The organism is Streptomyces sp. TM32, from assembly GCF_004122755.1.
GTDB classification, from domain to species: domain Bacteria; phylum Actinomycetota; class Actinomycetes; order Streptomycetales; family Streptomycetaceae; genus Streptomyces; species Streptomyces sioyaensis.
Genome location: NZ_SDIG01000094.1, coordinates 1 through 25251 on the forward strand (window position 1 = coordinate 1; position 25251 = coordinate 25251).

The window sequence follows — 25251 nt, forward strand, 5'->3', positions numbered from 1 at the left end:
CCCGCCAGCCGCGCCCCAGTTGACCGTCCCCGTCGGCCCCGGCCGAAGCCGCCCGCTCGGCAGTGCGGGCGGCCCGACGCCGTTCCCCGAGCAGCGCGGCCACACCCCCACACCGGCCCCTCAACCTGCCGCTGAAACGGTTCCCGAACCGGCCCCTGAACCCGAACTCCCCCCGGAACCCGAGGAGTTGCCCATCCTCTCGGCGCTGCCCGACGACGTCCCGCGCGAGGAGGCCTACTACTCGGCGTACCGGACGTACGTGGCGGAGAAGAACGCCTTCCCCGACACCCGGCAGTTCGGCCGCTTCCTGCTGCACTCCTACGGGGCCACCGGCCGGGACGGCGGGCCGCTGAGCGAGGGCTACCTCCGCGGGTTCATCCGCGACTTCCAGCTGCGGCTACGCACGGAGATGGAGACCGAACACATCCCGTAGGGCCTGCCCCCCGGCAGGCCCTACGGGACACCCGGCCGCCTGCCCCCGACAGGCGCTACGAGGCCCCCGGCCCCGCCTGCTGCTGATTCTGCTTCCGCTTCCGGGCCGCCTCGCCCCAGCCGGTCAGCGCCGCACCGGCCGCGAAAACGCCGAGGTAGGCGACCGCCGGAAGGTCGACGAAGTGCGGCAGCACCCCCCAGGCACCGTCGGAGAACGCCTGCCCGATGAAGCCCATCGCGCCCTGAATCATGATGATGAAGCCTAAGAATCCCCTCATGGCTTCAGCGTGCAGGAGCCGGCCCCGGGATTCCTCCTCCCTGGGACCGACCCCATTCTCACCGGTGAGTCGTACCCCCGCCCGAGTGTCTACGACTCACCGGCAACGGCCCACCGGGGACGTCATCCGCCGAGCAGCTTGCGCACCCGGTCGGCGCCGACGGCCAGCAGCAGGGTGGGCAGCCGCGGCCCGGTGTCCCGCCCGACCAGGAGGTGGTAGAGCAGGGCGAAGAAGGCGCGCTGGGCGACCTTCAGCTCCGGCGTCGGCTTGGCGTCCGGCTCCAGGCCCGCCTGGACCTTCGGCACGCCGTAGACCAGCGTGGTCAGCCCGTCCAGCGACCAGTGCGTGTCGAGACCGTCCAGCAGCAGCCGCAGCGAGCCGCGGGCCTGCTCGTCGAGGGTGGCGAGCGCCTCCTCGTCGGGCTCGTCGCGGACGATGGTGCGCTGCTCGGCCGGGACCTGGGTGTTGATCCAGTGCTCGGCCTTGTCGAGCCGCGGGCGGGTCTCGTCCAGGGACGTGACGGGGTTGGCCGGGTCCAGCTCGCCGAGGATCCGCAGCGTCTGCTCGTCATGGCCGGCGGTGATGTCCGCGACCGAGGCGAGCGTGCGGTACGGCAGCGGGCGCGGGGTGCGCGGCAGCTCACCGGCGGCGGTACGGGCCGCGCGGGAGTGCGCGGCGGCGTCGGCCGGCAGGGCGGTGCCGTCCGCGACCTTGGACTCCAGCTTGTCCCACTCGTCGTAGAGCCGCTGGATCTCCTGGTCGAAGGCGATCTTGAAGGACTGGTTGGGCCGGCGGCGCGCATACAGCCAGCGCAGCAGCGGCGCCTCCATGATCTTCAGCGCGTCGCCCGGTGTCGGCACCCCGCCGCGCGACGAGGACATCTTGGCCATGCCACTGATGCCGACGAAGGCGTACATGGGGCCGATGGGCTGCGCGCCGTCGAAGATCTGCCGGACGATCTGGCCGCCGACGACGAAGGACGAGCCGGGCGAGGAGTGGTCGACACCGGACGGCTCGAAGATCACGCCCTCGTAGGCCCACCGCATCGGCCAGTCGACCTTCCAGACCAGCTTGCCGCGGTCGAACTCGCTCAGCCGGACCGTCTCGCCGAAGCCGCACTCCGTGCAGGTGTAGGCCAGCTCGGTGGTCTCGTCGTCGTACGAGGTGACCGTCGTGAGGTCCTTCTCGCACTGCCCGCAGTAGGGCTTGTACGGGAAGTAGCCGGTCGAGCCGCCGCTGCCGTCGTCCTCGCTGGCCGCGCCCGAGCCCTCGGCGGCCTCCAGCTCGGCCTCGTCCACGGGCTTCTGCGACTTCTTCGCCGGTGCCTTCTTCGTGCGGTACTGGCCGAGAATCGCGTCGATGTCCGCGCGGTGCTTCATCGCGTGCAGGATCTGCTCGCGGTAGACGCCGGAGGTGTACTGCGCGGTCTGGCTGATGCCGTCGTACTCCACGCCCAGCTCGGCGAGCGCCTCGCTCATGGCGGCCTTGAAGTGCTCCGCCCAGTTCGGGTACGCCGAGCCGGCCGGGGCCGGCACCGAGGTCAGCGGCTTGCCGATGTGCTGGGCCCAGGATTCGTCGACACCCGGGACGCCGGCCGGGACCTTGCGGTAGCGGTCGTAGTCGTCCCAGGAGATGAGGTGACGGACCTCGTGGCCGCGGCGGCGGATCTCGTCGGCGACGAGATGCGGGGTCATGACCTCGCGGAGGTTGCCGAGGTGGATCGGGCCGGACGGACTCAGGCCCGAGGCGCAGACGACTGGTTTGCCGGGGGCGCGGCGCTCCGCCTCGGCAATGACCTCGTCCGCGAACCTGGAGACCCAGTCGGTCTCGGTGCTCTGCTGAGCCACGATCGGCCCTTCCTCTTCCTGATGATCCTCGTTGCGCCGTCCTGCGCGCAGACGCGCAAAAGCCTGACGGTGCCCATTGTCCCAGACGGAAAATCAGTGGTAGTGCCGTGGGATACTCATTGGCAAACCCTTTCCCCTCCGACGACACCTCCCTTCTGGAAGAGAGCACCTCTCCATGGCCTCGGTCACTTCCCTCGCAGCTTCGGTCCACCAGCGCGTCGCGGACGCCCTCTCGGCAGCCCTGCCGGAGGCCGGCGCCGCCGACCCGCTGCTGCGACGTAGCGACCGGGCGGACTTCCAGGCCAACGGCATGCTGGCGCTGGCCAAGCAGCTCAAGGGCAACCCCCGGGAGCTGGCGACCAAGGTCGTCGCGGAGATCGGCGAGAACGACCTCCTCAAGGAGGTCGAGGTCTCCGGCCCCGGCTTCCTGAACATCACGCTCACCGACCGGGCGATCACCGAGACGCTGGCCGCGCGCGCCGCCGACGACCGGCTCGGCGTCCCGCTGAAGGAGAACCCCGGCGTCACGGTCATCGACTACGCCCAGCCGAACGTCGCCAAGGAGATGCACGTCGGGCACCTGCGCTCGGCGGTCATCGGCGACGCCCTGCGCCACATGCTGGACTTCACCGGTGAGCAGACGATCGGCCGGCACCACATCGGCGACTGGGGCACCCAGTTCGGCATGCTCATCCAGTACCTGATCGAGAACCCCGGCGAGCTGGCCCCGGCGGCCGACGTCGACGGCGAGCAGGCGATGAGCAACCTCAACCGCGTCTACAAGGCCTCGCGCGCCGTCTTCGACTCCGACGAGCAGTTCAAGGAGCGGGCCCGGAAGCGGGTCGTGGCGCTCCAGTCCGGCGACGCGGAGACCATTGACCTGTGGCAGCGGTTCGTGGACGAGTCGAAGGTCTACTTCTACTCGGTCTTCGAGAAGCTGGACATGGAGATCCGCGACGACGAGATCGTCGGCGAGTCCGCGTACAACGGCATGATGGCCGAGACGGCGCGGCTGCTGGAGGAGTCGGGCGTCGCCGTCCGCTCCGAGGGCGCGCTGGTGGTCTTCTTCGACGAGATCCGCGGCAAGGACGACCAGCCGGTGCCGCTGATCGTGCAGAAGGCGGACGGCGGCTTCGGTTACGCGGCCTCCGACCTCTCCGCGATCCGCAACCGCGTCTTCGACCTGAAGGCGACGACGCTCCTGTACGTCGTCGACGTCCGCCAGTCGCTGCACTTCCGGATGGTCTTCGAGACCGCCCGCCGGGCGGGCTGGCTGACCGACGAGACCACCGCGCACAACATGGGCTACGGCACGGTCCTCGGTGCGGACGGCAAGCCGTTCAAGACCCGTGCGGGCGAGACCGTGCGCCTGGAGGACCTGCTCGACGAGGCGGCCGAGCGGGCGACGACGGTGGTGCGCGAGAAGGGCGCGGCGGTCGGTCTGACCGAGCAGGAGATCACCGAGAACGGCGCGCAGGTCGGCATCGGCGCGGTGAAGTACGCGGACCTGTCGACGTCGCCGAGCCGGGACTACAAGTTCGACCTGGACCAGATGGTCTCGCTCAACGGCGACACCTCGGTGTACCTCCAGTACGCCTACGCCCGGATCCGGTCGATCTTCCGCAAGGCCGGTGACGCGGCCCCCGCGGCGCACCCCGAGCTGCCGCTCGCCCCGGCCGAGCGGGCGCTGGGCCTGCACCTCGACCAGTTCGGCGAGACCGTCGCCGAGGCCGCCGCGTCGTACGAGCCGCACAAGCTCGCCGCGTACCTCTACGGCCTCGCCTCGCTGTTCACGACCTTCTACGACCAGTGCCCGGTCCTGAAGGCCGAGGGCGGCCCGGACCAGGTCGCGAATCGGCTGTTCCTCTGCGACCTGACCGCCCGCACCCTCCACCAGGGCATGGCCCTGCTCGGAATCCGTACTCCCGAACGCCTCTGAGCCTGGCGTCGCTTAGGCTCCGACCGGAACGGCCCCGTACAGCGCAGCTGTTGTACGGGGCCGCTCCGTTTCATCTCCATGGAGGGGCAAGGACCAGCGATGTACGAGAGCAGCGCGACGACCGACGTACCGACCCGGCGGACCCTACTCGGCGCGGGGGCCGGCCTGTTGACGGCCGGTCTGCTGGCGGGTTCCACGGCGCCGGCCGCCGCGACGGAACCGACCTCCGCGAAGGGACCGGCCGCCGCGAAGGGACCGTCGTCCGCCACCGAGGGCGCCCATGCGGCCCTGCGCCGTCTGGAGCGGGCGCACCGGGCGCGGGTGGGCGCCTTCGCCCACAACACCCGCACCGGCGCCACGGTCGCCTACCGTGCCGACACCCGCGTCCCGCTCTGCTCGGTCTTCAAGACCCTCGCCGTCGGGGCGGTGTTGCGCGATCTCGACCACAACGGGGAGACCCTGGCCCGCCGCGTCCACTACACCGCCGCCGACGTCGTGCCCAACTCCCCCGTCACCAGCCAGCACACCGTCACCGGCATGACGATCGCCGAGCTGTGCGCCGCCGCCCTCCAGCGCAGCGACAACACGGCCGCCAACCTCCTGCTGCGCGCCCTCGGCGGCCCCACCGCCGTCACCGACTTCGCCCGCTCCCTCGGCGACCGCACCACCCGCCTCGACCGCTGGGAGCCGGAACTGAACTCGGCCGAGCCCGGCCGGACGACGGACACCACCACCCCCGCCGCCATCGCCCGTACCTACGCCCGGCTGCTCCTGGGCGACGCCCTCACGCCCTCCGACCGGGGCCGGCTGACGGCATGGATGAAGGCCAACGAAACCAACACGGAACGCTTCCGCGCCGCACTGCCCAAGGACTGGGCCCTCGCCGACAAGACAGGCACCGGCTCGTACGGCACCGGCAACGACGTGGGGGTGGCCTGGACCCCGGACGGCACCCCGCTCGTGCTGGCCGTGCTGACGGGCACGGCACAGCAGGCCGACCCCTCCGACGATCCGCTGGTCGCGGGCGTGACGAGGGTCCTCGCGCGGGCCGTGACGGGCTGAGCCACGGGGGTCCGCCGGAACAACGGGGGCAGCCGGAACAACCGGATCCGCCGCAGCCGGGCCGGCCGGGGCGCGTCAGGGCATGGGTCAGGGCATGGGTCAGGGCATGTGCTTCCGCACCGCGTCCTTGGCCTTCTCGCTCCCGCCCAGCCCGTGCCCGGCGGCCTTCTCGGCCTTCCCCTCGGCCTGGAGCTTGCGGTTGTGCGTGGCCCGGCCGACGACTTCCTTCATGGCGCCGATGACCTGCGCGCCCTTGGCCTGCATCTTGCGCTTGGCGGTCATGGTTACCCGCTCCTCGGTCGGTCGGGTTCTTCCTTGACAACCGGTCCGTGCCCGGCAGGCGACGGTCAAAACGTGGCAGTTACGACAAAGCTCCCGCCCCCGGAGTCCGGGGACGGGAGCAGAGCAGTGGCGAGCAGCGCGCCGGGCGTCTCACAGGCCCCGCGCGACCTCCGTCGCCCAATACGTCAGGATCATGTTCGCGCCGGCCCGCTTGATGCCGGTCAGCGCCTCCAGGATCGCCTTGTCGCGGTCGATCCAGCCCTTCTCGGCGGCCGCCTCGATCATCGCGTACTCACCGGAGATCTGGTATGCGGCGACGGGCACGTCCACCGAGTCCGCGATCTTCGCGAGCACGTCGAGGTACGGCAGCGCCGGCTTGACCATCACCATGTCGGCGCCCTCGTCGAGGTCCAGCGCCAGCTCGCGCAGCGATTCACGGAGGTTGGCCGGGTCCTGCTGGTACGTCTTCCGGTCGCCCTTGAGCGAGGAGCCGACGGCCTCGCGGAACGGCCCGTAAAAGGCGGAGGAGTACTTCGCGGTGTAGGCGAGGATCGACACGTCCTCGTGCCCGGTCTGGTCCAGGGCGTCCCTGATCACACCGACCTGGCCGTCCATCATCCCGCTGGGCCCCACGGCATGGACGCCCGCGTCGGCCTGCACCTGCGCCATCTCGGCGTAGCGCTCCAGTGTCGCGTCGTTGTCGACCCGACCCTCCGCATCCAGGACGCCGCAGTGGCCATGATCGGTGTACTCGTCCAGGCACAGATCCGACATGATCACGAGGTCGTCGCCGACCTCGGCCCGCACGTCGCGGATGGCGACCTGAAGGATGCCGTCCGGATCGGTGCCCGCCGTGCCGACGGCGTCCTTGTGGGCGTCCTCGGGCACCCCGAACAGCATGATCCCGGCGACCCCGGCCTCGACCGCCTCCACAGCGGCCTTCCGCAGCGTGTCGCGGGTGTGCTGGACGACGCCCGGCATGGCGGAGATCGGCACCGGCTCGCTGATCCCCTCCCGCACGAACGCGGGCAGGATCAGGTCGGCGGGGTGCAGCCGGTGTTCGGCCACCATCCGCCGCATCGCGGGGGTGGTACGCAGCCGCCGGGGCCGCGCGCCGGGGAAGCTTCCGTACTTCGTCATACCGCCCACGCTACGCCCGCTTTGCCCCTGCCTTTGCCGACGTGTCGTCGGAGCGGACCTCAGCCCTCAGCGGCCGGTCCGAGGTCCAGCTCCGCCCATACGGTCTTGCACGGCACCGGCCCCTCCTCGACGCCCCACCGGTCCGCCAACTCCGCGACGAGCAACAGGCCACGCCCGGACTCGGCCAGGGAGCCACCGTCACCCGGCAGACGGGCGGGCAGCCGGTCACCGCGGGTGTCCGTCACTTCGATACGGAGCGTGGCGGGCGAGGTGACGACGAGACCGAGACGAAAGCACCGCCCGGCGACCCGGCCGTGCAGCACCGCATTCGCCGCCAGCTCGGCGACGAGCAACAGAGAAGGGTCGAACGGCAGCCCCCACGAGCGCAGTTGCTCGGTGGCCAGGAGCCGTGCCAGCCGTGCTCCGCGCCGGGTGGCGGAGAGCGGTACGGAGAACCGGAGCGCCGGGGCGGGGCCCGCGGCGAGCGCGGTGACGGAATTGCTGGTTGCGATTCGCTGATTCACGTCACACAGCGTGGTCGCGCGTATCTAGCCTGAGAAGGGCTGACACCCGTGCTCACGGTGACTGTCCGGCTGCGGTCCTGCTCTGTCCGGGCCGTACGGGGTGACGGGGTACGGGCGACCGGAGTTGGACGCGTACGGCTCGGCGGAGGGGCGGCGGCAGACGTGGATGACTGGGACGCAGGAATGGACGACGACGAGGCCGGTGCGGTGATGAAAGCCGTGGCACGGCAGGTGAAGCTGTGGCGGGAGGCGGCCGGCCTCACCCAGGCGGAATTGGGCGCGGCGATCGGTTACGGGGAGGAGACGGTCTCCTCGGTGGAACGCGGCCGCCGGATCCCCCGCCCGGAGTTCCTGGACCGGGCGGACGAGGTCACGGGTGCGGGCGGCAAACTCGCGGCACTGAAAACGGACGTGGCCGGGATCAGGTACCCGAAGAAAGTCCGGGACTTGAAGAAGCTGGAGGCGGAGTCGGTCGAGCTGTGTGCGTACAACAACTCGGTAATTCATGGGTTGTTGCAGACGGACGAGTACGCGCGGGCGGTCATCGGAAACCGACAACCGCCCTTCCCAGAGAACGAGGTCGAGCGGCGCGTGGCCGGTCGCCTGGACCGCCAGGGGATCGTCAGCACGGCGACAGGGCTGCCGGTCCTGAGCTTCGTACAGTGCGAGGCGACGTTACGGCGGTGCACCGGGGGCACAATGATTCTGCGCAGGCAGCTCGAACGGTTGTTGGAGGTCGGGCAGTTGTCGAATGTGTCGATCCAGGTGCTGCCCCTGAGCCGCGAAGAGAATGCGGGGCTTGAAGGGCCGTTCCAGCTGCTCAGGCTGAAGGATGGCTCCACCGTCGGGCACAACGAGAGCCAGCTCGTCAGCCGGATGATCTTCAATCCCAAAGAGCTCCAGATCCTCGAAGTGCGCTATGGCATGATCCGGGCGCAGGCGCTCACTCCACGGGAGTCGCTTGCCTTCATCGAGAAAGTGCGGGGAGAGACATGACCCTCAAGCCCTCCGGCGGGAACGGCTCCGCCCTGGCATGGATAAAGAGCAGTTACAGCTCCGGCGACGGGCCGGAATGCGTCGAGGTGGCCTGGCGCAAGAGCAGCTACAGCAGCGACGAGGGGGGCGAGTGCGTCGAGGTCGCGACCGCCTCCGACACCATCCTCATCCGCGACTCCAAGAACCCCGACGGCCCCCGCCTCACCTTCACCCCCACCACCTGGGCCGACTTCCTGCCGTACGCCGCCAAGCGGTAACGCTGAAGGGCGCCCCGAAAGAGGCGCCCTTCAGCCGTTCCCACTACTGCCTACTGCCGTCCGCTCAGCTACGAGCCCGCCGACGCGACCCCGGCCGCCGCTCGCTCGGGCGGGTCACCGGGTCCCCGGCCTCGATCGCGGCAGCGCGGCGCGCCGCGCCGAAGTCCGCGAGCGCCTCGGCCAGCTTGTGCACCGACGGCTCGGGCGACATGACGTCCACCCGCAGGCCGTGCTCCTCGGCCGTCTTGGCGGTGGCCGGGCCGATACAGGCGATCACCGTCACGTTGTGCGGCTTGCCCGCGATACCGACGAGGTTCCGCACAGTGCTCGACGAGGTGAAGAGGACGGCATCGAAGCCACCGCCCTTGATGGCCTCCCGCGTCTCGGCCGGCGGCGGCGAGGCGCGCACGGTCCGGTAGGCGGTGACGTCGTCGACCTCCCAGCCCAGCTCGATCAGCCCGGCGACCAGGGTCTCGGTGGCGATGTCGGCACGCGGCAGGAAGACGCGGTCGATCGGGTCGAAGACCGGGTCGTAGGGCGGCCAGTCCTCCAGCAGCCCGGCGGCGGACTGCTCGCCGCTCGGCACCAGGTCGGGCTTCACACCGAAGGCGACCAGCGCCTTGGCGGTCTGCTCGCCGACCGCGGCGACCTTGATCCCGGCGAAGGCCCGGGCGTCCAGGCCGTACTCCTCGAACTTCTCCCGGACGGCCTTGACGGCGTTGACCGAGGTGAAGGCGATCCACTCGTAGCGGCCGGTGACCAGGCCCTTGACCGCGCGCTCCATCTGCTGCGGGGTGCGCGGCGGTTCGACGGCGATGGTCGGGACCTCATGCGACACCGCGCCGTACGAAACAAGCTGGTCGGAGAGCGAAGCGGCCTGCTCCTTGGTGCGCGGTACAAGCACCCGCCAGCCGAACAGCGGCTTGGACTCGAACCACGACAGCCGGTCGCGCTGGGCCGCGGCACTGCGCTCACCGACCACGGCTATGACCGGCTGGCCGCCGTTCGCCGACGGCAACACCTTCGCCGCCTTCAGCACCTGGGCGATCGACCCGAGGGTGGCGGTCCAGGTGCGCTGACGGGTGGTGGTGCCGGCGACCGTGACGGTCAGCGGGGTGTCCGGCTTGCGGCCGGCGGACACCAGCTCACCGGCGGCCGCGGCCACCGAGTCGAGGCTGGTGGAGACCACGGCGGTGGCGTCGCTGGCACCGACCTCGGTCCAGCAGCGCTCGTCGGCGGTGCGGGCGTCGATGAACCGCACGTCGGTGCCGTGGGCGTCCCGCAGCGGCACCCCGGCGTACGCGGGCACGCCGACGGCCGCGGCGATGCCGGGCACCACCTCGAAGACGATGCCCTCCGCGGCGCAGGCCAGCATCTCCTCGGCGACGTAACCGTCCAGGCCGGGGTCCCCGGTGACGGCACGTACGACCCGCTTGCCCGCACGGGCCGCTGCCATGACAAGATTGGCGGTGTCGCGAAGCGCCGGTACGTCCGCAGGGATTGACGCCTCGTCAGCTGACGCCTGCAGCGGTGTGTCGACCTGTGCGCGGGCATGCACGCGCACGACGTCCAGCACTTGCGGGTCGGCGATCAAGACGTCCGCGGAGGCCAGCGCCTCGACGGCACGCAGCGTCAGCAGGCCCGGGTCTCCCGGCCCGGCACCCAGGAAGGTGACCTGACCGGAGGCGGAGTGGTTTGGGGCGGTGGGGTTCAAAGTGCTCGCTCCCCCATAAGACCGGCCGCACCCTTTGCGAGCATCTCGGCGGCGAGTTCACGGCCCAGCGTGAGCGGGGTCGACACGTCGTCGGGAGAGGCGGGTACGTGCCCGGTGGTGGACAAGTGCACCAGCGTGCTGCCGTCGGTCGTGCCGACGACACCACGCAGGTGCAATTCGGTGACAGCCTGCTCATCGGCCTTGGGGCCTCCCCTGCCCGACCGAGGTCGAGAGCTCGGGGAAAGGTCGGCCAGTGCCCCGACGGGTGCGGAGCAGCCGGCCTCCAGGGCGGCGAGCAGGGAGCGCTCGGCGGTCACGGCGGCCCGGGTGTCCGGGTCGTCGAGCTCGGCGAGCTGTGCGACGAGGTCTGCGTTGACCGCAGCGCACTCGATCGCCAGTGCCCCCTGGCCGGGGGCGGGCAAAACCACGTCGGGCGACAGCAGCTGCGTCGCCTCGTCGATCCGGCCGATACGGGTGAGTCCGGCGGCGGCCAGCACGACCGCGTCCAGCTCGCCCTTCTCGACGAAGCCGATGCGGGTGTCGATGTTCCCGCGTATCGGCACGGCCTCCACACTCCGGCCCAGCGACCTGGCCCAGGCGTTGAGCTGCGCCATCCGCCGGGGGGAACCGGTCCCCACCCGGGCGCCGTCGGGCAGCTGTTCGAACGTCAGGCCGTCCCTGGCGATCAGCGCGTCGCGGGGGTCTTCCCGTACGGGTACGGCCGCCAGCGTCAGGTCGTCGGGCTGGGTGGTGGGCAGGTCCTTGAGCGAGTGGACGGCGAAGTCGATCTCACCGCTGAGCAGCGCGTCGCGCAGCGCGGAGACGAACACGCCGGTGCCGCCGATCTGCGCGAGGTGCTCCCGGGAGGTGTCGCCGTAGGTGGTGATCTCCACCAGCTCGACGGGGCGGCCGGTCAGTGCGCGCACCGCCTCGGCGACCTGCCCGGACTGGGCCATGGCGAGCTTGCTGCGGCGGGTACCCAGCCGCAGCGCTCTGGTGGTGCTGTCGTTCATGCCCGCTCCCGTGCATCACGCGTGTCGGCCCGGCTGACGGCGGCGACCGTCTCGGGGTCGAGGTCGAACAGTTCCCGCAGTGCGTCCGCGTACCCGGCGCCGCCGGGCTCGCTGGCGAGCTGCTTGACCCGCACGGTGGGCGCGTGCAGCAGCTTGTCGACGACCCGGCGCACGGTCTGGGTGATCTCGGCGCGCTGCTTGTCGTCCAGGTCGGGAAGGCGGCCGTCGAGCCGGGCGATCTCGCTGCTGACGACGTCCGAGGCCATGGTGCGCAGGGCGACCACGGTGGGGGTGATGTGCGCGGCCCGCTGGGCCGCGCCGAACGCGGCGACCTCGTCGGAGACGATGCCGCGCACCTTGTCCACGTCGGCCGCCATCGGCGCGTCCGCGGACGCGTCGGCCAGCGATTCGATGTCGACGAGGTGCGCGCCCTCGATCCGGTGCACCGCGGCGTCTATGTCCCGCGGCATCGCGAGGTCGAGCAGCGCCAGCGGCGCCGTGTTCCCCTCGCGCGCGGCCGCGACCATCTCCGAGGCGAGGACCAGGCCGGTCGCGCCGGTACAGGACACCACGATGTCGGCGAGTGCCAGCTCCTGCGCCACCGAGGTCATCGCCACCGCGCGGGCGGCGAGCCCGGTGGCCGCGCCGGGTCCGCCCGGCTCGGTGAGCAGCTGGACGAGCCGCTCGGCCCGCTCGACGGTGCGGTTGGCGACGGCCAGCTCACCGACACCGGCCCGGACGAGGGTGGTGGCGGCCAGCGACGACATCGAGCCGGCGCCGATGACCAGCGCCCGCTTGCCGTGCGCCCAGCCCTCGACGTCCCGGCCGGCCGCGAGCTGCTCCAGCCCGAAGGTGACCAGCGACTGGCCGGCCTTGTCGATGCCGGTCTCGCTGTGGGCGCGCTTGCCGACCCGCAGGGCCTGCTGGAACAGGTCGTTCAGCAGCCGGCCCGCGGTGTGCAGCTCCTGGGCGACGGCCAGCGCGTCCTTGATCTGCCCGAGGATCTGCCCCTCGCCGACGACCATCGAGTCCAGGCCGCAGGCCACCGAGAAGAGGTGGTGGACGGCACGGTCCTCGTAGTGGACGTAGAGATAAGGGGTCAGCTCCTCCAGACCGGCGCCGCTGTGCCGGGCCAGGAGGTTGGACAGCTCGGCGACACCGCCGTGGAACTTGTCCACGTCCGCGTAGGCCTCGATGCGGTTGCAGGTGGAGAGCACCGCGGCCTCGGTGACCGGCTCGGCCGACACCGCGTCCTGCAGCAGCTTGCCGCGCGACTCCGGGGCGAGCGCGGCCCGCTCCAGCACGCTCACCGGCGCGCTGCGATGGCTCAGCCCGACGACCAGCAGACTCATGCGTGCACCTCGCTTCGCGAGGCACAGCGTTCGTCTGTGACGCACCTTTCGATGATGCGCTCGCTCATGCCGGCATCACGGCGGGTACGTCCCCGTCAGGTCCCTTGCCCTCGCCCGCGACGGCCGCGGCGGCACGGGTGGCGGCAACCGGGGCGCCACCGTCGGGCCCGGCCTCCTCACCTGCCTTGCGCTGCTCGTGGAAGGCGAGGATCTGCAGTTCTATCGACAGGTCGACCTTGCGCACGTCCACCCCGTCGGGGACGGTCAGCACGGTCGGCGCGAAGTTGAGGATCGAGGTGACACCGGCGGCGACCAGGCGGTCACAGACCTGCTGCGCAGCGCCGGCCGGCGTGGCGATGACACCGATCGAGACGCCGTTGCTCTCGATGATGTGCTCCAGCTCGTCGGTGTGCTGGACCCCGATGCCCGCGACGGGCTTGCCGGCCATGGCCGGGTCGGCGTCGATCAGCGCGGCGACGCGGAAGCCACGCGAGGCGAAGCCGCCGTAGTTGGCGAGCGCGGCGCCGAGGTTACCGATACCGACGATCACAACCGGCCAGTCCTGGGTCAGCCCCAGCTCGCGCGAGATCTGGTAGACGAGGTACTCCACGTCGTAGCCGACGCCGCGGGTCCCGTACGAGCCGAGGTAGGAGAAGTCCTTGCGCAGCTTGGCGGAATTGACCCCCGCCGCGGCCGCGAGTTCCTCGGAGGAGACCGTGGGTACCGAACGCTCGGAGAGCGCGGTCAGGGCGCGCAGATACAGCGGGAGACGGGCGACGGTGGCCTCGGGAATGCCTCGGCTTCGGGTCGCCGGTCGGTGAGTTCGGCCAGTTGCCACGGTGCTCCTGCGGGTAGAGCGGGGCTGCGGGCGACCGTCTGGAACCCGACCGCCCTGTCTTCTGCAGGCTATGTCTTTGTGAACGCGTGCACAAAGATGGTGTCCGATTTGCCCGGCCAAAGTGATGGGTGTCACGCGGCGTTTACCGGCCTCCGTGGAACCAACTTCCACGTCCCGGCGTTGGCTCGCACCGCCCGTCTCACCAGGCAGCACCGAGGGGAGCACGCGCCCTCACTCCTCACCGCCGTACCCCCGGAAATCTACAAATCGCCCATCGATGGTAAGCGACCCCGACCCGCCGGGGGCACGCCGGAAAACCCCGCACGGCCGGAGCCGGGGCACCCGGTCCCGGCGGGCCCGGCGTTGTCCACAGGGCGTACCCCGGCCCCGCCGCGACCCGGCACAATGACTCCATGGCCCCGTTCAGCCCGTTCAGCCGCAGCCCCCGCAAGAGCCCCGCCGACCGGATGGTCACCCTCGTCGGCAAGCCGGGCTGCCATCTCTGCGACGACGCCCAGGCCGTGATCGAGAAGGTCTGCGCCGAGACCGGCGCGTCCTGGGAGAAGAAGGACATCACCGAGGACCCCGAGCTGCACCGCAAGTACTGGGAGCAGATTCCGGTCATCCTCGTCGACGGCGCCCAGCACGACTTCTGGCGCGTCGACCCCAAGCGCCTGCGCACCGCACTGGGCGCCTGAGCGACGCCCGCGCCGCCCGTCGGCGGAGCCGCCGCCGCGGACGCTCCAGCATGGCCGTAACGCAACCGTCCACCGCCGCCGGCCGTCCTGACACGCGCCCGTAACCGGCTGCACCGAACAAACTGGCTACGCTGTCGCCATGGCTCTCCCGTCTCCCGACCACCGCCCCGGCAGGAGTCCCCACGGGACGCCCCTCGTCCCGTCCGCCCGCCGCCCCCGCTGGACGCCCACCGGGGGTCTGCTGCCCCTGGGCTGGTTCACCCGCCGACGGCGCCCCGCCACGGCCGCCAGCGTGCTGGCCGGGGAGGCCGCGGCCGAGGCCGCCCGCAAGTCCACCCAGGAAGCGCCGCCCGTCGAGGAGACCCCGACGGAGCCCGAGTTCCCGGTAGTCGGCGACACGGCCGCCGCCGCCTTCTTCGACCTCGACAACACCGTCATGCAGGGCGCCGCGCTCTTCCACTTCGGCCGCGGCCTGTACAAGCGGCACTTCTTCCACAAGCGCGACCTGGCCCGCTTCGCCTGGCAGCAGATCTACTTCCGGCTCGCCGGCTCGGAGAACCCCGAGCACATGGCGGACGTCCGCAACAGCGCCCTGTCCATCGTCCAGGGCCATCGCGTCGCCGAATTGATGTCGATCGGCGAGGAGATCTACGACGAGTACATGGCCGAGCGGGTCTGGCCGGGCACCCGTGCCCTGGCCCAGGCCCATCTCGACGCGGGCCAGAAGGTCTGGCTGGTGACCGCGGCCCCCGTGGAGACCGCGACGATCATCGCCCGCCGGCTCGGCCTGACCGGCGCGCTGGGCACCGTCGCCGAGTCCGTGGGGGGCGTCTACACGGGCAAGCTGGTCGGCGAGCCGCTGCACGGCCCGGCCAAGGCCGAGGCGGTCCGCGCGCTGGCGGCCGCCGAGGGCCTGGACCTCTCGCACTGCGCCGCCTACAGCGACTCCGCCAACGACATCCCGATGCTGTCGCTCGTGGGCCACCCCTACGCGATCAACCCGGACAGCCGCCTGCGCAAGCATGCCCGAGAGCAGGGCTGGCGGCTGCGCGACTACCGGACCGGCCGGAAAGCGGCCAAGATCGGCATCCCCGCCGCGGCCGGCGTGGGCGCCCTCGCGGGCGGCGCCGCGGCCGCCGTCGCGCTCCAGCGCCGCCGCCGCTGACCAGGCCTGATCACCGAGCGACACGGCGAGCCATCCCCTGTCTCTACCCCCTCCGCCGCCCGCTCAGTCACATTGCTGCCGGTTAGCCACAACACGCCCTCCAACCAGGCAGATTGCGTTCCCTTCCGATCAATAGTTGCTCAGTAATCGATACTCGACCTGCAACCAACCCGGCACGGACCGTAAGTAATCGATGATTTGAGCAACTGGGTGTAGCGCTGCCTGTACGAAGCGTTATTCTCCTCAGACGCAATCCGGAACCCACACGTCCCTACGACGAGTGAACGGTCCCGCACTGCACGTGATGGAAGCTCTGCCTCTGGGAGTCCCGTGTACCCACACGTCGGGGTTGACGCCTCGGGCCTGGCTACGCTGCGCACGACACTCGTCGAACACCTGCGCAGTTTCGTCCCCACCGCGTACGCCGTCCCCGCATTCGCCTCAGCCGTCCCCGCCGCCGGCCCCTGCTACGCCCTGGCCGACGGGAGTGCTGCGGTCGGCAAGGCCGCCGGCAGAACCCGCCGCTCGGGCGCCGGCACGACCACCGCCCGTCGCCCCGCCGACAGCGACAGCCGTCGCATGATGGACCTCGTCGAACGGGCCCAGGCCGGCGAGGCCGAAGCCTTCGGCCGCCTCTACGACCAGTACGCCGACACGGTCTACCGCTACATCTACTACCGCGTGGGCGGCCGGGCCACGGCCGAGGACCTCACCAGCGAGACCTTTCTGCGCGCCCTGCGCCGCATCGGCACGTTCACCTGGCAGGGCCGCGATTTCGGCGCCTGGCTGGTGACCATCGCCCGCAATCTGGTCGCCGACCACTTCAAGTCCTCCCGCTTCCGCCTGGAAGTCACCACCGGAGAGATGCTCGACGCCAACGAGGTCGAGCGCAGCCCCGAGGACTCCGTCCTCGAATCCCTCTCCAACGCCGCCCTGTTGGAGGCGGTTCGTAAGCTCAACCCCCAGCAGCAGGAGTGCGTCACGCTGCGCTTTCTGCAGGGCCTCTCGGTCGCCGAGACCGCCCGTGTCATGGGCAAGAACGAGGGCGCGATCAAGACCCTCCAGTACCGCGCCGTCCGCACCCTGGCGCGGCTGCTCCCCGAAGACGCCCGCTGACCGACCCCCTGTCCACAGATATCGACGCCCCGCCCCACGCCGTGTTCCGCCTACGCTTGGTGATCTTCCATAACCGGTCGGTCAGATCATCGTGAGTGCGTAACCCGAGTGCCGCGCCGCTCGTTGTGCGGAATGCAGGCTCCATGCGGTCACGCCATGCCCGCTGCCTCTCACTCGATCGAGTGGTAGCGGACAGCTGCGTGCAACCGTCCGGTCCGTCTGGACAGTCAAAGCCAGTCCGGGGAGTCGAGCGGGATGACGAGAGGAGGTGCCGCCCGTGATCGCGAATGTCTCGGTGCACCGGCGGGCCAACGCCTTCGCCCAGACCCTGGAGGAGCAGGTCCTCGAGGGCACGGCGGCCGAGGACCAGGTCGAACCGGCGCAAGCGCCGGGCGAAGCACGGCTGTTGGCGGTCGCCGACGGCCTCGGGAAACTCCCGAGGCCGGAGATGGCCGCCGAGGTCAAGACTGTCCAGCGCGCCCAGCTCATCGCCGCGATGGAGGCCGCCTTCGCCGAAGGCGCCCCGTCCGACGGTGCCAGGGTGCCCGAGCAGCGCGAACACAAGGGCGCGCACCGCGCCACGAAATCGATGGGCCGGCTGCGCCCGCGCTCCCGCCTCTCCAAGGGGCTGGCAGCGGGCGGGCTGACGGTCGGCGTCGCCGCCGGGGCGTTCACCGGCGTCGCCGCGGCCAGCTCCGACGCCCTCCCCGGCGACTCCCTCTACGGCCTCAAGCGCGGCATGGAGGACCTCAAGCTCGGCATGGCCGACGACGACTCCGCCCGCGGCCGGCTCTATCTCGACCAGGCCTCCACCCGCATGATGGAGGTCCGCCGTCTGATGGAGCGCGCCCGGCTCGCGGACCTCGACCACGAGTCGCTCGGCGAGATCCGCAAGGCGCTCGCCGGTGTCACCCATGACGCGGGCGAGGGCCACCGCCTGCTGCACCAGGCCTATGAGCGCGACGGCTCGCTCGACCCCATCCAGGCGCTGAACTCCTTCACCAGATCGCACCGCGCCACCTGGTCACAGCTGCGCGACAAGCTCCCGGTGCAGCTGACGGACGTCCGCGACAAGGTCAGCTCGGTCTTCGACGCCATAGACCAAGAGGTCGGTCCGCTCCGCTCGCTGCTGCCGCCCACCCCGGCCGGCAAGCACCACCACCGCAACACGCCCGGCTCCGCGGGCAGGGGCTCCGGCTCCGCCGGCCACCCGGCACCCTCCGGCAGCAAGACCTCCTCCGGCAGGCACTCCGGTGGCGCGCACGCCCCCCGCCCGTCGGCCTCACCGTCCCAGGACGACGGTCTGCTCGGCGGCAATACGGGCGGACTGCTCGACCCGCCGTCCAAGAGCGGCAGCCCGTCCCCGCACCGCGGCCACCACGGCACGGACGGCGGCAGCCAGCCCGACGTCACCCTCCCGCCGCTGATCCCGGGGCTGCTTCCCGGACTGGGCATCGACGGCGAGGATCTCCCGAAGTAGCGAAACGCTCCGTGCCCCGCGCTCGGTGTTCTTCCGGCTTCCGCCTCAGAAGAACACCGAGCGTCGCTGCACCAGCAGCTTGTAGAGGGTGTGCTGAATCGTTTCCCGCACCTGATCGGTCAGGTTGAACATCAGCATCGGATCGTCCGCCGCCTCCGGCGGATAGCCGACCGTCGGGATCGGCTCGCCGAACTGGATCGTCCATTTCGTCGGCAGCGGCATCGCCCCCAGCGGCCCCAGCCAGGGGAACGTCGGCGTGATCGGGAAATACGGCAGCCCGAACACCCGCGCCAGCGTCTTGGCGTTCCCGATCATCGGGTAGATCTCCTCCGCGCCCACGATCGAGCACGGCACGATCGGCACCCCGGCCTTCAGCGCCGTCGAGACGAACCCGCCCCGCCCGAAGCGCTGCAGCTTGTAGCGGTCCGAGAAGGGCTTGCCGATGCCCTTGAAGCCCTCCGGCATCACCCCGACGATCTCGCCGCGCTCCAGCAGCCGCTGGGCGTCCTCCGCACAGGCGAGGGTGTGCCCGGCCTTGCGCGCCAGCTCGTTTATCACCGGCAGGACGAACACCAAATCGGCCGCCAGCAGCCGCAGATGACGCTGTGCCGGGTGGTTGTCGTGCACCGCGACCTGGAGCATCAGACCGTCGAGCGGCAACGTCCCGGAGTGGTTGGCGACGATCAGCGCACCGCCGTCGGACGGGATGTTCTCCACGCCCTTCACCTCGACCCGGAAGTACTTCTCGTAGAAGGGCCGCAGCAGCGACATCAGGACCTGGTCGGTCAGCTCCTCGTCGTACCCGAAGTCATCGACCTCGTAGTCCCCGGTGATCCGCCGGCGCAGGAAGGCCAGCCCGCCCGCGATCCGCTCGTCCAGGGTCCGCGGCCGCGACGGCGGGGGTGCCGCCGGCGGGTGCTCGGTGCGTGCCTCCGGTACGGGCGCCAGCGCCGTACCGCGTCCCGTGCGCCCGGCCCTCCTGGCCTTCCTGCGCGCCCGGGGCTCCTCGCCGAAGGGAATGACCTTGGCGTCCGCCATGGTGGGTGAACTCCTTCACTGGCTGCCGCCGCGTGCGGGGAGCACGCCGGCGAGCCGGTCGACGGTGCGGGCGAGGGACTCGGGCGGCAGCAGCCCGGGTCCGCGACTGCGGGCGAATTCCGCGAAGGTCTCCGCCGTCGTGTACTTCGGACGGAATCCCAGTGTCTCGCGCATCTGCGTCGTCTCGACGACCCTGCCGTGCGTGAGCAGCCGGATCTGCTCCGGCGAGAAGTCCGTGATGCCGATGGACCGCAGCGCCGTACCGGCCCAGGTCACCGTCGGCAGGAGCAGCGGGACGGTGGGCCGCCCCAGCCGCCGGGAGGTCTGCGACAGCAGCAATACGCCGTCTCCGGCGATATTGAACGTGCCGCTGTTGAGGGTGCCGCGGCGCGGTGCGGCGGCGGCGATCCGCAGCACCTCGATGGCGTCGTCCTCGTGGACGAACTGGAGCCGCGGGTCGTAGCCGAGGACGGTGGGCCACACCGGCAGCGAGAAGTACTCGGCGAGCGGGGAATCCGCGCACGGCCCGAGGATATTGGCGAAGCGCAGGACACACACCGCCACGTCGGGACGGCGCCGCGCGAAGCCGCGGACATATCCCTCGACCTCGACGACGTCCTTGGCGAAGCCACCACTGGGCAGCGACTTCGGCGTGGTGGTCTCGGTGAAGACGGCCGGGTCCCGGGGCGCGGAGCCATAGACGCTGGTGCTGGACTTGATGACGAGCCGCTGCACATTCGGGGCCTTCTGGCAGGCGCCGAGGAGCTGCATCGTCCCGATGACATTGGTTTCCTTCACCGAGGCGCGACCGCCGCGCTTGCCCAACGGCGTGCCGTTGATGTCCATATGGATGACGGTGTCGACGCCCGTCTCGGCCAGGACCCTGGCAATGGCCGGATGCCGGATATCGGCCTTGAGGAATTCCGCGCCGCCCAGATGGTGTTCCGGTGGCACGGCGTCGACCCCGATCACCCGGTCGACATCAGGATCACGCTGGATGCGGCGTACGAACCGCCCGCCCAGCTGCCGTGCGACTCCGGTGACGAGCACGACCTTTCCCAAGATCAGGCCTTCCTTCCCGCCGCGACTTCCGCCTAGCCGAGCTGTGCGGACCACGCTATCGGGTCGGTGTTGCGCGGTGATGACCACGGGATGCCCGCGACGACATTTCCGTCCGACCACCGTCCATACGGCCCACAACGCACCGCAGCCCCCGATCGCACCAAGGCGATGGGGGGCTGCGAATTCGCGATCAGCGTCGCTTACTTCTTGTTACGACGCTGAACACGGGTGCGCTTGAGCAGCTTGCGGTGCTTCTTCTTCGCCATCCGCTTGCGCCGCTTCTTGATAACAGAGCCCACGACTACCCTCGCTCACTTCGAATACTCGGTGCGGGGCGTCCGAGCCCACACTACCTACATCGGGCCAGCCTACCCGGCGCCGGGCGAACGGCGTAATCCGAGGGTCGGCAAAGGTCCCGTCAGGCCGATTCCACCCCCACAAAGGACTCCCGGAGATAGTCGTGAACCGCCTGCTCCGGAACCCGGAAAGACCTCCCCACGCGAATCGCGGGCAGATGACCGCTGTGCACCAGGCGGTACACGGTCATCTTGGACACCCGCATCACCGTGGCGACTTCCGCCACGGTCAGGAACACAACCTCGTTCAGAGGCCTCTGCTCTGCAGCCATGCCACACCTGCACCTTCCGCATAAGACGGACACCGGCTTCCCCTCCGGTGACTCTTCGTCGCCATGCGCTCACTCCCCAGATTAGGGGCGGGTGATGCGAGTGGGGAAGAGGAGCAGCGAACAGCCGCCTATCGTGACAAACTCGCCCGATTGAGTACATATCGCGCCAGTGGCCGATAGGACGCCGGCCGCGCGGCGTCGTCGAGCGGAACCACCTCGCGGACCCGTCCCTCCGCCTGGCCGACGAACAGCGCCGGGTCGTCCGTGTCGGCCAGCCCGATCGCCTCAAAACCCAGCTGACCTGCCCCGCAGACCCAGCCGTGGTCCCCGATCACCAGCCCCGGCAGCGGCCCCGAAGCGTCCGCCGCGGCCGCAAGCACGGTCCGTACGGGGAGCGGCGAGTGGGTGTGCACGCCCCCCACCGCGGGCGCGCCCCGCACGCCTGCTTCTCGCATCAGCGCGACTCCTCGTACGTAGTCGAGTGTGCAGGTACGTACGCCGAACCGGGTCGCTATGTCGACACGGTCGCCATACGCCGAGGTGAGAACGGGGCAGCCCGCCGACGAGAGAGCGTCTGCGAGGGCGGCGTAGAACCCCAGCAGCCGGTGTGGATGGCCGGTGCCGAGCAGCACCGGGACCCGCCGGGCCGCCGCCTCCGCCAGCCGGTCGGCGAACCGGTCCAGCGCCGCGATCGTGCGGTCGGGGTCGACCACATCCGGGCCGGAAGTGTGCGCGGGATCGACCGAAACCCCGCACTTCTGCCCCATCAGTCGCAGGACTTCACCCAGCGGCCAGTCCCGTTCGGGATCCAGCCCCAGCAGCACCCGCGGATCACGTGCCGCGAAGAGCCGGTAGCGCGCCAGACTCTTCTCCCGCAGGGTCGCGATCGTCCCCGCGAGCCGCGCCTCGATCAGATGCGCCCGCAGCGCACCGGTAGCCAACACGCGACCCATACTGTCCGGTTGGTCGGCCTACGGGTGCCCTGACTGACGGGTAGTCACACATCCGAGGGGCCCGGCATCGGATACCGCCGTACGAGGCGCGGGGACGCCGGCCCAGGAGGCGCGAGCCCGCGCACCCCCAGGCCCGGCATGACGGGGTGTCAGGGGTGCGCTGCAGCCCCGCCCTACGGCAGCAGCCCGTGGGACGGAAACACCGCGCGACGGGTGGCCAGCACCGCCTGGTCCAGCCGGTCGGCCGGGTCGTAGCCGCCGTCGACGAAGTCCCGCCACTGCGGCGTACGCCCGTCCGTCATCCGCTGCGGGGCCAACTGCCGCGTCCTGCGGAAAACTTCGTGACGCCAGTCCTCCGGCACCATCGAGGTCGGGTCGATCGGCCGGCCCGCCGCGATCGCCGCCAGATGCGTCCAACTGCGCGGCACCACGTCCACCACTGCATAGCCGCCCCCGCCGAGCGCGACCCACCGGCCGTCCGCATACTGGTGCGCCAGGTCATGGCAGGCCTCGGCCACCGCGCGCTGGGCGTCCAGACTCACCGCCAGATGTGCCAGCGGGTCCTCGAAGTGGGTGTCGGCGCCGTGCTGGGTCACGATCACCTGCGGCCGGAAGGCCCCCAACAGCTCCGGCACCACCGCGTGGAAGGCCCGCAGCCAGCCCTCGTCGCCGGTCCCGGCCGGCAGCGCCACATTCGCCGCGGTGCCCTCCGCGCCCTCCCCGCCGGTCTCCTCCGGCCAGCCGGTCTGCGGGAAGAGCGTCCGCGGATGCTCGTGCAGCGAGATCGTCAGGACCCGCGGGTCCTCCCAGAACGTCGCCTGCACCCCGTCGCCGTGGTGGACGTCGACGTCCACGTACGCGACCCGTTCGGCCCCCAGCTCCAGCAGTCGGGCGATCGCCAGCGAGGCGTCGTTGTAGATGCAGAATCCGGACGCGCCGCCCGGCATCCCATGGTGCAGCCCGCCGGCGAAGTTCACCGCATGCGCCGCGTCCCCGCGCCAGACGGCCTCCGCCGCGCCGACCGACTGCCCGGCGATCAGCGCGGACGCCTCGTGCATCCCGGCGAACGCCGGATCGTCAGCCGTGCCCAGCCCGTACGAGAGGTCCGCGGCCGCGGGGTCCGCCGAGGCCCGGCGGACCGCCGCGATGTAGTCCTCACGATGCACCAGCCGCAGGGTGGAGTCCCCGGCCGGCTTGGCCGCGACCACCTCCAGCGGCCCCCGGTCGAGCTCGAACGCCTCCACCAAACGCATGGTCAGCGCGAGCCGGACCGGGTCCATCGGATGCCCGGACCCGAAGTCGTAGCCCGTTACTGCCTCATCCCACATCAGCTGTGCGCGGCCGCTCATGTCCGTCACCGTATCGGGCCTTCGGCGCCCCGAACGAACGGGCATACACCAACGTCACCAGTACCAGGGCCATCGGTACGAGCATCGCCCCCCGATAGCTCCAGGCATCGCCGAGGGCGCCCACCAGCGGAGAGCCGATCAAAAAGCCCACATAGTTGAAAATATTCAGCCGCGCGATGGCCGTGTCCGAGGCCCCCGGACCGTGATTCTCGAACGCGTACCGCCCGGCCGCGGCGAACGTCTGCGGCACGATCACACACAGCCCCAGCCCCAACAGGGTGAAGCCCGCCATCCCGGCCCACGGCTCGGGCGCCGCGGCCACCACCGCGAAACCGCCCGCCGCGACCACCGTCCCGCACCGCACCACCGCGACCGCCCCGAACCGGCGCACCCCCAGGTCCCCCACCACCCGCCCGAACAGCGTGGTGACCATATAGACGTTGTACGGGACGGTGGCGAGCTGCTCCGAGCTCCCCAGGACGTCCTGCAGATATTTGGCGCTCCAGTTGGAGACCGTCGAGTCACCGATGTACGCAATGGCCATCACCAGGCACAGCGGCAACAGCAGCCGCATCGCCAGCGGGACGGCGGCCGCCCCGGCCCCCTCCCCCGCTGCCGGCTGCTCCCGGTCCACGAACCACCGGCCCACGAGCAGAGCCAGCGGCAGCAGCACCGCCACCACCGGCCCGTACAACAGCGCCAGCGAGAGCTGCCAGTGCGCCCCCGCCCAGGCCAGCGAGGCCCCGACGATGCCGCCCAGGCTGTACGCGGCGTGGAACCCGAGCATGATGCTGCGCCCGTACGCCCGCTGGAGGCTCACCCCGAGCATGTTCATCGAGGCGTCAAGGGCCCCCACCGACAGCCCGAACACCGCCAGCGCCACCGCCACCTGAGCCGTCGTGCCGACCGACCCGACACCCAGCAGCGCCAGGCACACCACGGGCTGCACACACCGCAGCACCCGACCGGCCGACACCCGCTTCACCAGCTGCTCCGTGACGACGCTCCCGGCCCCCGCCAAGACGGGCACCGCCGCCAGGAAGGCCGGCAGCAGCGCATCCGATATCCCGTACCGGTCCTGGATCGCGGGAATGCGGGTCACAAGGAGGGCAAAGACCGCGCCCTGGATGAAGAAGCTGAGGGCGAGCGAGATCCGGCCGTGCCGCAGCTGCGCTTCTGGTACCCGAGGGGCCGTCATGGCCGCTCAGCCTAGAACTCGCCCCTACCACTGGGTAGATGGATCACCGCACCAATTCGACGGCCGGCTGCCGGCCGGCACGCCTACCGCAACAGCTCCGGAAGCTCCGCCATCTGGCCGAACAGCACGGTGCTTCCGGCCTCCGTCAGCTTCTCCGCCGACGTCATCGCGGTGAACCCGTAGACGTCCATCCCCGCGGCGACCGCTGCCTGCACCCCCAGCGGGCTGTCCTCGACCACCGCACACCGCTCCGGCGCCACGCCCATTTCCCGGGCCGCATGCAGAAACAGATCCGGCGCCGGCTTCCCCCGCCCCACGTCCTGCGCGCTGAAGACACGCCCCGCCGGGAACCACCGGTCCAGGCCCGTCTTCCGGTGCCCCACGCCGATCCGCTCATGGCTGCCGGAGGACCCGACACAATACGGAACGCCGTCCGCGTCCAGCTTCTCCAACACCTCGGTCACCCCGGCCACCGGCTGCAGCTCCCGCTCGAACGCCTCGAAGACCCGGCCGTGGAAAACGTCGTCGAAGTCCTCGGGCAGCCGCCGGCCCGTACGCTCCAGGACGAGCTCATGGATACGGTGCATCGCCGACCCCATGAAGTCGCGTATCGATTCCTCGTACGACGTGGGATGCCCGAGTTCGGTGAGATACCCGGCCAGGATGGTGTTGGAGAGGGATTCGCTGTCGACGAGCACACCGTCGTTGTCGAAAATGACCAGGTCGTATCGCATGACCCGACCTTAGACACAATCCCCGCCCCCGCATGCCGATCGCAGGGCCCAGGGCGCACATTCTGTTCCGGAACGCAGGAAAGCCCCGCACCATACGGTGCGGGGCTTTCCCACAATGATTGTTCGGCGGCGTCCTACTCTCCCACAGGGTCCCCC

25 protein-coding genes and 1 pseudogene are annotated in these 25251 nt (G+C 70.7%); 9 read left to right on the top strand and 17 right to left on the bottom strand.

All coding sequences use genetic code 11. From position 1 onward, the window contains the following. Positions 1 to 433 (top strand): annotated as a pseudogene (locus tag EST92_RS20195) (hypothetical protein); the annotation flags it as partial. A 55-nt stretch (positions 434 to 488) separates the two neighbouring features. Here EST92_RS20195 and EST92_RS20200 read toward each other — a convergent pair. Both EST92_RS20200 and lysS read right to left on the bottom strand, forming a co-directional pair. Continuing rightward, positions 489 to 710 carry a hypothetical protein gene (locus tag EST92_RS20200; RefSeq protein WP_129282273.1) on the bottom strand — a complete coding sequence of 74 codons (222 nt, stop codon included), beginning with the start codon at positions 708 to 710 and terminating at the stop codon, positions 489 to 491. A gap of 122 nt (positions 711 to 832) precedes the next feature. Further along, positions 833 to 2557, bottom strand: a complete 1725-nt coding sequence (lysS, locus tag EST92_RS20205) for a lysine--tRNA ligase (protein ID WP_129282274.1) — start codon at positions 2555 to 2557, stop codon at positions 833 to 835. A 175-nt stretch (positions 2558 to 2732) separates the two neighbouring features. Between lysS and argS the strand changes: the two genes are divergently transcribed. Together argS and bla are read left to right on the top strand one after the other, a co-directional pair. Beyond that, a complete protein-coding gene (gene argS, locus EST92_RS20210) occupies positions 2733 to 4496 on the top strand; it encodes an arginine--tRNA ligase (RefSeq protein WP_129282275.1) in 1764 nt (587 codons plus the stop codon). Positions 4497 to 4595: 99 nt separating this feature from the next. Next, entirely contained in the window at positions 4596 to 5558 is a 963-nt protein-coding gene (gene bla / locus EST92_RS20215) for a class A beta-lactamase (RefSeq protein WP_129282276.1), read from the top strand. Positions 5559 to 5657: 99 nt separating this feature from the next. On the opposite strand, the gene EST92_RS20220 is transcribed toward bla, so the two are convergent. The 3 genes from EST92_RS20220 to EST92_RS20230 all read right to left on the bottom strand — a co-directional run bounded on the left by EST92_RS20220 (position 5658) and on the right by EST92_RS20230 (position 7492). Further along, positions 5658 to 5840 (bottom strand): CsbD family protein, encoded by a 183-nt coding sequence (locus tag EST92_RS20220; RefSeq protein ID WP_129282277.1) that lies wholly within the window; start codon positions 5838 to 5840, stop codon positions 5658 to 5660. 150 nt (positions 5841 to 5990) lie between these two features. After that, a complete protein-coding gene (gene hemB / locus EST92_RS20225; RefSeq protein WP_129282278.1) occupies positions 5991 to 6980 on the bottom strand; it encodes a porphobilinogen synthase in 990 nt (329 codons plus the stop codon). 59 nt (positions 6981 to 7039) lie between these two features. Next, positions 7040 to 7492 carry an ATP-binding protein gene (locus EST92_RS20230; protein ID WP_129282291.1) on the bottom strand — a complete coding sequence of 151 codons (453 nt, stop codon included), beginning with the start codon at positions 7490 to 7492 and terminating at the stop codon, positions 7040 to 7042. A gap of 195 nt (positions 7493 to 7687) precedes the next feature. On the opposite strand from EST92_RS20230, the gene EST92_RS20235 reads away from it, so the two are divergent. Together EST92_RS20235 and EST92_RS20240 are read left to right on the top strand one after the other, a co-directional pair. Further along, positions 7688 to 8500, top strand: a complete 813-nt coding sequence (locus EST92_RS20235; RefSeq protein WP_129282279.1) for a helix-turn-helix transcriptional regulator — start codon at positions 7688 to 7690, stop codon at positions 8498 to 8500. After that, complete coding sequence (locus tag EST92_RS20240; RefSeq protein ID WP_129282280.1) at positions 8497 to 8757, top strand: DUF397 domain-containing protein; 261 nt, start codon at positions 8497 to 8499, stop codon at positions 8755 to 8757. Before EST92_RS20235 ends, EST92_RS20240 begins: the two co-directional genes overlap by 4 nt. A 64-nt stretch (positions 8758 to 8821) precedes the next feature. Here the strand turns inward: EST92_RS20240 and EST92_RS20245 are convergent, their stop codons facing one another. The 4 genes from EST92_RS20245 to EST92_RS20260 all read right to left on the bottom strand — a co-directional run bounded on the left by EST92_RS20245 (position 8822) and on the right by EST92_RS20260 (position 13674). Beyond that, entirely contained in the window at positions 8822 to 10471 is a 1650-nt protein-coding gene (locus EST92_RS20245; protein WP_129282281.1) for a bifunctional uroporphyrinogen-III C-methyltransferase/uroporphyrinogen-III synthase, read from the bottom strand. After that, the gene (hemC, locus tag EST92_RS20250; RefSeq protein WP_129282282.1) at positions 10468 to 11484 is read right to left on the bottom strand and encodes a hydroxymethylbilane synthase; all 1017 of its coding nucleotides are present in this window, start codon (positions 11482 to 11484) and stop codon (positions 10468 to 10470) included. The genes EST92_RS20245 and hemC overlap by 4 nt, the downstream gene beginning before the upstream one ends. Beyond that, positions 11481 to 12836 carry a glutamyl-tRNA reductase gene (locus EST92_RS20255; RefSeq protein WP_129282283.1) on the bottom strand — a complete coding sequence of 452 codons (1356 nt, stop codon included), beginning with the start codon at positions 12834 to 12836 and terminating at the stop codon, positions 11481 to 11483. The genes hemC and EST92_RS20255 overlap by 4 nt, the downstream gene beginning before the upstream one ends. Positions 12837 to 12900: 64 nt before the next feature. Then, positions 12901 to 13674 carry a redox-sensing transcriptional repressor Rex gene (locus EST92_RS20260; RefSeq protein ID WP_129250870.1) on the bottom strand — a complete coding sequence of 258 codons (774 nt, stop codon included), beginning with the start codon at positions 13672 to 13674 and terminating at the stop codon, positions 12901 to 12903. Between the two features lie 413 nt (positions 13675 to 14087). Here EST92_RS20260 and EST92_RS20265 point away from each other — a divergent pair, with 413 nt between their 5' ends. The 4 genes from EST92_RS20265 to EST92_RS20280 all read left to right on the top strand — a co-directional run bounded on the left by EST92_RS20265 (position 14088) and on the right by EST92_RS20280 (position 18133). Further along, positions 14088 to 14372 (top strand): glutaredoxin family protein, encoded by a 285-nt coding sequence (locus EST92_RS20265; protein ID WP_006604747.1) that lies wholly within the window; start codon positions 14088 to 14090, stop codon positions 14370 to 14372. A 238-nt stretch (positions 14373 to 14610) separates the two neighbouring features. Next, positions 14611 to 15537, top strand: a complete 927-nt coding sequence (locus EST92_RS20270) for an HAD-IB family hydrolase (protein WP_129282292.1) — start codon at positions 14611 to 14613, stop codon at positions 15535 to 15537. 330 nt (positions 15538 to 15867) lie between these two features. Beyond that, the gene (locus EST92_RS20275) at positions 15868 to 16653 is read left to right on the top strand and encodes an ECF subfamily RNA polymerase sigma factor, BldN family (protein WP_129251071.1); all 786 of its coding nucleotides are present in this window, start codon (positions 15868 to 15870) and stop codon (positions 16651 to 16653) included. Positions 16654 to 16930: 277 nt separating this feature from the next. Then, positions 16931 to 18133 (top strand): DUF5667 domain-containing protein, encoded by a 1203-nt coding sequence (locus EST92_RS20280; RefSeq protein ID WP_129282284.1) that lies wholly within the window; start codon positions 16931 to 16933, stop codon positions 18131 to 18133. Positions 18134 to 18178: 45 nt separating this feature from the next. On the opposite strand, the gene EST92_RS20285 is transcribed toward EST92_RS20280, so the two are convergent. The 8 genes from EST92_RS20285 to EST92_RS20320 form a co-directional block, all read right to left on the bottom strand. Next, positions 18179 to 19171, bottom strand: coding sequence for a lysophospholipid acyltransferase family protein (locus EST92_RS20285; protein WP_129282285.1), 993 nt, complete (start codon positions 19169 to 19171; stop codon positions 18179 to 18181). A gap of 15 nt (positions 19172 to 19186) precedes the next feature. Beyond that, the gene (locus tag EST92_RS20290) at positions 19187 to 20233 is read right to left on the bottom strand and encodes an NAD-dependent epimerase/dehydratase family protein (RefSeq protein WP_129282286.1); all 1047 of its coding nucleotides are present in this window, start codon (positions 20231 to 20233) and stop codon (positions 19187 to 19189) included. A 200-nt stretch (positions 20234 to 20433) separates the two neighbouring features. Beyond that, positions 20434 to 20532, bottom strand: coding sequence for an AURKAIP1/COX24 domain-containing protein (locus EST92_RS20295; protein ID WP_003948845.1), 99 nt, complete (start codon positions 20530 to 20532; stop codon positions 20434 to 20436). Between the two features lie 119 nt (positions 20533 to 20651). Next, on the bottom strand, positions 20652 to 20861 hold the full coding sequence (locus tag EST92_RS20300) for a helix-turn-helix domain-containing protein (RefSeq protein ID WP_154073984.1): 210 nt from the start codon (positions 20859 to 20861) through the stop codon (positions 20652 to 20654). Between the two features lie 128 nt (positions 20862 to 20989). Next, positions 20990 to 21805 carry a phosphatase gene (locus EST92_RS20305; RefSeq protein ID WP_129282287.1) on the bottom strand — a complete coding sequence of 272 codons (816 nt, stop codon included), beginning with the start codon at positions 21803 to 21805 and terminating at the stop codon, positions 20990 to 20992. 182 nt (positions 21806 to 21987) lie between these two features. Next, a complete protein-coding gene (locus tag EST92_RS20310) occupies positions 21988 to 23163 on the bottom strand; it encodes an acetoin utilization protein AcuC (protein WP_129282288.1) in 1176 nt (391 codons plus the stop codon). Then, positions 23132 to 24361 (bottom strand): MFS transporter, encoded by a 1230-nt coding sequence (locus EST92_RS20315; protein WP_129282289.1) that lies wholly within the window; start codon positions 24359 to 24361, stop codon positions 23132 to 23134. The genes EST92_RS20310 and EST92_RS20315 overlap by 32 nt, the downstream gene beginning before the upstream one ends. A gap of 83 nt (positions 24362 to 24444) precedes the next feature. Continuing rightward, positions 24445 to 25095, bottom strand: coding sequence for an HAD family hydrolase (locus tag EST92_RS20320; protein ID WP_129282290.1), 651 nt, complete (start codon positions 25093 to 25095; stop codon positions 24445 to 24447). Between the last annotated feature and the right edge of the window lie 156 nt (positions 25096 to 25251).